Source organism: Chloroflexota bacterium (assembly GCA_023475225.1).
In the GTDB taxonomy this organism is placed as follows: domain Bacteria; phylum Chloroflexota; class UBA6077; order FW602-bin22; family JAMCVK01; genus JAMCVK01.
In genome coordinates this window covers 1-6,188 of record JAMCVK010000013.1, presented here as the reverse complement: position 1 = coordinate 6,188, position 6,188 = coordinate 1, and the positions used below count along the sequence as shown (strand labels likewise).

Annotated in this window: 7 protein-coding genes; 4 read left to right on the top strand and 3 right to left on the bottom strand. The window is 54.0% G+C overall.

Going from position 1 to position 6,188, the window contains the following annotated elements; genetic code table 11:
* From M1136_01835 to M1136_01825, 3 genes are all read right to left on the bottom strand, one after another.
* Positions 1 to 1,556: DUF2723 domain-containing protein (locus tag M1136_01835; GenBank protein MCL5074380.1), on the bottom strand; the 1,556-nt coding region annotated here is incomplete at its 3' end.
* A gap of 214 nt (positions 1,557 to 1,770) precedes the next feature.
* Positions 1,771 to 2,205, bottom strand: a complete 435-nt coding sequence (locus M1136_01830) for a hypothetical protein (protein ID MCL5074379.1) — start codon at positions 2,203 to 2,205, stop codon at positions 1,771 to 1,773.
* A 40-nt stretch (positions 2,206 to 2,245) separates the two neighbouring features.
* On the bottom strand, positions 2,246 to 2,944 hold the full coding sequence (locus M1136_01825) for a hypothetical protein (protein MCL5074378.1): 699 nt from the start codon (positions 2,942 to 2,944) through the stop codon (positions 2,246 to 2,248).
* A gap of 173 nt (positions 2,945 to 3,117) precedes the next feature.
* Here M1136_01825 and M1136_01820 point away from each other — a divergent pair, with 173 nt between their 5' ends.
* The 4 genes from M1136_01820 to M1136_01805 form a co-directional block, all read left to right on the top strand.
* Positions 3,118 to 3,312, top strand: a complete 195-nt coding sequence (locus M1136_01820; GenBank protein MCL5074377.1) for a hypothetical protein — start codon at positions 3,118 to 3,120, stop codon at positions 3,310 to 3,312.
* Positions 3,313 to 3,355: 43 nt separating this feature from the next.
* Entirely contained in the window at positions 3,356 to 4,066 is a 711-nt protein-coding gene (locus M1136_01815) for a hypothetical protein (GenBank protein ID MCL5074376.1), read from the top strand.
* Positions 4,067 to 4,198: 132 nt separating this feature from the next.
* Positions 4,199 to 5,644, top strand: a complete 1,446-nt coding sequence (locus tag M1136_01810) for a hypothetical protein (protein MCL5074375.1) — start codon at positions 4,199 to 4,201, stop codon at positions 5,642 to 5,644.
* Between the two features lie 10 nt (positions 5,645 to 5,654).
* A partial coding sequence (locus M1136_01805; protein ID MCL5074374.1) for a hypothetical protein occupies positions 5,655 to 6,188 on the top strand: 534 nt, incomplete at its 3' end.

Sequence of the window (6,188 nt, the reverse complement as noted above, 5' to 3'; positions counted from 1 at the left end):
CATCGCTCACCCACCAGCCCTACACCTCTATAAACCATTTTCAGCATGAGTCCCCCAGCTACACCAATCCAGATGGCGAAGATAAGATAGGACGGAATAAGATAATCGGTGATCACCGGAGCACGGTAGGTAAGCCCAACGATCACATTCGAGAGAAAGGTTAGCCCCAGTAGCACCATCAGCCGAGGTCTCCAGCACAAGGTCACGGCTATCCCCAGCAGACCAAGGACCAGGCCAGGTAGACTGTATTGAGCCAGGAGTAGCTCACGAAGGAGGTCCAAACGTTGGGGCAAATCCGACCAACCGAAATAAAACATATCGCCCCGAAAGCCCTGCGCTGAGACGAGCTCCCAGAACCGTCCCAGGGTAGTAGGGTGGGCCGGATCAAACGGGGTTCCCATAGCGCTACGCACGGGCAGATATAAATAAACCAGCAAGGGCGCCAAGAAGAGCGCGGCCAAGCGCCCTAGCTTTCCAGGATCAAGGAACAGCTTGGGCTCAACGAGCAGGATGAAGAACAGGAAGGGTAAGGCGAAGCTTCCTAGAGAGATATGGTGCGTGAGACCGAGACCAAAGGCGAAGGCAAAAGCCCCCAGCCAGCGAAACTCTCTGCTCCTCAACCATAGACAAAGCATATAAACAGCGATGGCCACCAGAAGCCCGCTCAGACTGCGTACTGCCGCAACGGTAGCCTGCGACCACCAAGTAGCTGAGACCGCAAAGACCATCGCGGCTAATATCGCGGGTATCTCTCGCCACAAGGGAGACTGTCCAATAAGGGCGAACGGGCCATCACCCCCTTTGGAGCACCCGACAGGTAGTACATTCAGAGTAATCAAGTATACGAACGGGACGGTCGAGGCAGCGAAGAAGGCCGACATCATGTTCAGGCGATAAGCGACGTTGCCGACAGGGATGAAACTAAAGAGCTTACCCAGCAGAGTGTAAAGAGGGTAGCCAGGCGGGTGAGCGATGCCTAGGACGTAGGACACAAACTGAAACTCCCCACTGTCGCCCCCTAACACAGAGGGGGCCAAGGTCCGCCAGTACAGGGCAAAGGATAGCACGAAAAGGATGGCCGGCAAAGCTATCGCCTTGCCCACACGCCCTCCCCAGGAAGAGGCAGCTCTGCTTGCTGACCCATAAGACGGGCGAATAATAAGATCGAACTGAAGCAACAGCATCAGGGCAACAGACCAGGCAAGTAAAGTTGAGGCCAGCGATATGTCCGGCCAGGGTTGTACAATGTAAACCAGGAGTAACAGGGTTGACGGATAAACGGCTGCTCCAAGACGTCGTGCAGCCGACGAGGAGAGTCCCTGGCAATGAGACAACAACCAGGACTGGCCGAGCCAAAGTAGCGTGGCCGCTATCCCCCCCAGGATGGATATCCCCACGGCCAGGGCGATGACCGACGACAAAGGAAGGACTGTCCTGGAGATTTCCAGACTATATCTGGTGAGAAATAAGCCCAGGATGACCCCAGATAATAAGACAAGTATTATTGATCCTGCTTCCTGTCTGATGGGATTCCAGACGCTTTGCCGAAGGTTCACCAGCGTACTCCCAAGGCCAAGGGCACTTTGCGACAACAGCGCCAATTATAACACGGATGATAAACACCTTTAGCCTTTAGAGAGTGCTAAACCACTGTTAGGAATGTTTGAAAAGTGAACTCCTTAACGATTCAAAAGTGGACTCTAGGGAACTCCTTTAGCGGGTAAGTGACAGATTGTACCATCCGGTTTTCCCACCATATGTGAACCTCGATTAGGCCTCGTTCCACCTCAGGAACAAGGTGAATCTCAACCTCCTCCCGGAGGGGCACTGGTGCACGGCTATCTCATGGTTGAATAGATAAATCCTCCGATAGCCATTGACCATCCTTCTCTCCCGCAGGCAGAAGACATCTTTAGGTGAGGTATATGGCTTGGGTAAGACAAAGGGCCTAAACAGGCTGTTTCCCTCCTTCCTGGCTTTCTCAAAGCGAATGCTCGGTATCTCCCCAGTAGTAGAATGAACCTGATGATTATTGTAGCGGTCGACTTCTTCTTTTAAGACCGGGCGAACTTCCTCGATGGTCGTTAGCTTCTCTATAGCACAGGTTCTGACAATCCTGTCCTGCAGCCAACGATAAGGTCTTTCCACCCTCCCTTTTGCTTGGGGGGAAAGAGCGTAGATAACATCTATCCCTAATATCCTCATTACCTGCCTCCATTGGGGGTCGGCTTCAGTAGGGGCGAGGTCACCTCGCCCCTACTGAAAGACTGTCTCTCCCCTGGACGAAACGGAACACCCTTAGTGAATCAACATAATAGCGCAGAGGGATTCCGTAGCTAAGCATTAAGGTTTCAGCGGCTTTGATATGAGCCCAGGTTGTTTCCTGTTCAAATAGGTCAGCATAGAGGATCTTCCGGCTAAAATCATCCAGGGAGGTAATTAAAACCCACCTCTCTTTGGTGAAAGGAGACCAGCAGTGATGGGAGGCATCATGTTGAATTAAAGCACCGATAGCGGTAGTGACTACTTCACGGTCGTGTGTCTTCTTTCTTGGATGAAGATGGTAGCAACCTGAGCTTTTAGCTAGATCAATGATGGTAGGCAAGGATACTATGACTCCATGCTTAATTAAACGATCCCTAATAGCAGAGTAGTTGTAGGTGGTGATGGGCAAACTGGGCTCCTCGATTAACCCTTTCTCCAAGATTAACTCGCTCTTAATCTCCCTTTCGGCAGAAGCAGGAAGCCTGGTAGGGGTGGTTCTCTGATAAGTAAGAGCAAATTTATCGGGATCATGACGATATTGCTTTAGGAGAGCAAAGAATCTGGTTTTGCTGATCCCCAAGGTCCCCTCCACTGCTGACCTATCCAATGTCCCTTGGCAGTATCCTTTCAGTAGAACCTTTACCTGCTCGCCAGTGAACCGTTTATGTATCTGATCCATATATTCCTCCTTTCAGGGAGGACGTACCATTTAGAGTTCACTTTTCAGGTTTAAACGGTTCACTTTTCAGCCTTAAACAGTTCACTTTTGAAGTTTAAATACAAACGAGCACAAGTACTTGACAAGTGGGAGGGCAGTGATATAACGTTAATAACAAGAAGTGGAGGCAGCTGATGAATCCACCCCTCGAGCCAAGGCCGCTACCCTCCCTGCGCATCTCAGGGGTCGTCCTCAACAAGCCCCAGCTCATCGAGGCCCTGCGCCTCTACATCCCCAACCTCAGCGACTTCCAGGTCCTCGATGAGGGGGAACGCTTCTACCTCGCCCTTAGGTTTGATGCCTTCCCAGAAGAGGATGCCCGGCCGTAGGGACTTGTCGGTTCGCCTCACTTATATGAAAGGAGCGTGAGCGATGGCCACCTTCAATGAGGATGTCCTGATTAGCGATGACTATACGCTTACTGTCGGCGGAAAGATCTACCTGAATGGGCGGGTGCTCTCCCGCAATAGCGATGGGGATTACCTCTCCCTTTTAGGAAGCGTTACGACAGATGGCAGCCACCTCAACATCTATGGCTCAGCTAATCCCTCCTCTCCCAACGCCATCGAGAACGTGGTCCGTTCGGGTGGCCGCTGGTACATCTGGGCTGGGGCATACGTGGCCGTCGTTGATACCTCAGGGAGGCTGGCCGTGGGCTATGGGGGGACGAGCATCCCTGCTCTGAGCGACCCCTTGAACGTCTATGGCTTTGGCACGGCGCGGGTGGCCTGGGTGGATGCTGGGGGCAATCTCACCGTGGCGGGGAACCTGGTGATGCAAAATTGGGCCAAGTATGTGGGAGTGCCCGACAGCACCAGGCTGGAATTCACCAGCAGCACAGGTGGGAAGTTCTATGGGCGTCTGACGCTGACGGGCGATCTGCTCATCGACACCTGGGGGAGTTATGTGGGTGTGCCCAGCAACGTTCGGCTGGTCTTCAACAAGGACTTATTGAGCCTTTATGGTGGGGTGGGCAACAACCCGCTGACGCTGAATGCTGCTGGGGATCTGAGCATAAGCGGTCGGGTGACTGTGGGTGGGCGAGAGGCGATCAACAGTAGCGGGGCCTGCCTGTACGTTTGAGGATGGATGACCGTGAAGGACGACTAAGTGAAAGCAGCCCAGTTTTGCTATCGCCTCGCTGCAGCAAACGATCAATAAGGCGTAGCCGGTCTATCGGGCTCCAGATCAGTAAACTGTCTTGGAGGATGAGCTATGGCCACCTCGTGGACTAATCCCATCGCCCCTGGCAGCCCCGTAAGGGCCTTTGATATCCAGGAGGTCATCAATGCCATTAACAGCAATCGGAGCGCTGCTGGGTTGCCATCCTTTCCGTGGACTGACCCCACGGTTTTGGCTGGTACACCGGTCAAGGCCGTGCACTTCACGGAGATGCGCGCCGCTACACAGGATCTTTGGAACAAGAAAGGCATGGGGCGGATCACCCCCTGGCGGGCCTACGGCCTTGACACACCGGGACAAGAACCAGGACCTGGTAAGCCCATCTATGCCCAAGATTTGCTGGACGTGCGCCGCTGGCTGAACCAGTACGAGGATGCGCCAGCCACGGTGACCGTGAAAACGCTCAAGGGCATGCATATGCCTGCGGGAGGGGGGAGCCAGTTTCGGCAGGTGGATGCCTGGGCCTTGGAGGAGGCCGTTCCCTCCTTTGGGATGCTGGTGGCCCTCAGTCAGGACCAGGACCTGGATGCCTCCTACCAGACGCAGAGCGGCAACAGCGTCAGCATGGCCACAGTCATGAACTGGTATGCCAATAACCGTGGCACCGAGCTCTTCGTCCGGTTGTACCCTGGACCGGGACCAGTGCCACCCAGTGGAGGAAGCTATATCCAGAAGACCTTTTCTCAGGTTGTGGACGACATCGTGGCTCTGCGAAATGCAAGGGGGACAAACTTCCGGCGAATCATCCCGGGCAACGAGCCGAATCTAGAATGGCCCGCCTCTGGCACTTACCACGACTCGGCAGGTAACACTATTAGCTGGACTGACCGTTACCAGGCTAATTTCTACAAGGCTATGAATGCCTACTATAAGGAGATCCTCGATGAGCTTAATAGGAGGAAGGCGAATGGTCAAGCACCAATCGATATAGAGCTCTACTATCCCCCTATGTCCCAGAGTAGAGGCGCCGAGGGCAAGGAGCGTTACTGTGATAATGGCGAAACCCGGGACAGGTTGATAGAGGGCCAGCCAGGCTACAATTATCTTCAGGAATCCATCGAACTGTATGGCCGTTTCACCTGGCATAATTATTTCTTCTCCTGGCATGCCGCCGAGGGCTGCGTTGCCAACTATTTCCCTCAATGGCTCAAAGATGACTTGTATGTGGCGGGCTTCCCCAGCCGCATCACCGAGTGCGGCTGGTGGCCTGATGACAGGGAACATCGAGATCGGGATAGTGGTGCCGGAACATACCTCCAATATGACTGTGATGATGCGAATCCGGTCTCAGCATCCGAAGGCACTTACCCCCAGGATTTGATCTGGTTCATTACCCAAAGCCGCGCTGGGAATCTGCCGCCAGCTAGTGGCGTGGCCGTCTGGCTCTTGAGCACCCTTGATCCGAAATTTGATCGCCATGTGGCGGTCCGGGATGCTCAACGCCCCTGGTATCAGAGTTTCAAACTATGGCAGCCGTAGGGGGTGGGCTATGCGCCTTGTTAAACTTTTCGTAGTTATCGTCACCGTTCTTGTGGCATCGATACCGTCCTCGCATGCGCAGGTTTTCCCTCAACCTGACGCCCGTATTGAGCAGGCACAGGTTCGCCCTGAGATTGATGCCCGAATCGAGATCGTCTGGCCGCACGACCTGGCAGGCAATCCGGTGCCGTTGACCCAGGCCGATAGAGCCAATGTCAGGGTCTACCTCTTTGAGCGGGGCACCCGAAATGCCTTCTGTCCAGATGAAGTAGGGGGAGTAAGCGTTACCCTTACGATTGCTACAAACAACGAGGTCGCATCATATCTCAAACTACCGAGCGGGGGCAGTGCAAGCCGGGTGACGCAGGGCAATATATCCTTCTTTGCGTGGGACTTCAACGACGTCGACGTGAGCGCGGCCCGTAACCCAGAGAATCGGCTCTATTTTATCGTGCGCGATTTCGTGTCGGTGCCACCCTCGAAAACTCTGGTTGGGGGGAAGGTCCCTGGATATCTTAACGTAAACAGCAACGTGTGGGCCCAT

Coding starts and splice junctions, on each gene's coding strand:
- M1136_01830 (MCL5074379.1), bottom strand. CDS start 2,205: ATGAGGATATTAGGGATAGATGTTATCTACGCTCTTTCCCCCCAAGCA.
- M1136_01825 (MCL5074378.1), bottom strand. CDS start 2,944: ATGGATCAGATACATAAACGGTTCACTGGCGAGCAGGTAAAGGTTCTA.
- M1136_01820 (MCL5074377.1), top strand. CDS start 3,118: ATGAATCCACCCCTCGAGCCAAGGCCGCTACCCTCCCTGCGCATCTCA.
- M1136_01815 (MCL5074376.1), top strand. CDS start 3,356: ATGGCCACCTTCAATGAGGATGTCCTGATTAGCGATGACTATACGCTT.
- M1136_01810 (MCL5074375.1), top strand. CDS start 4,199: ATGGCCACCTCGTGGACTAATCCCATCGCCCCTGGCAGCCCCGTAAGG.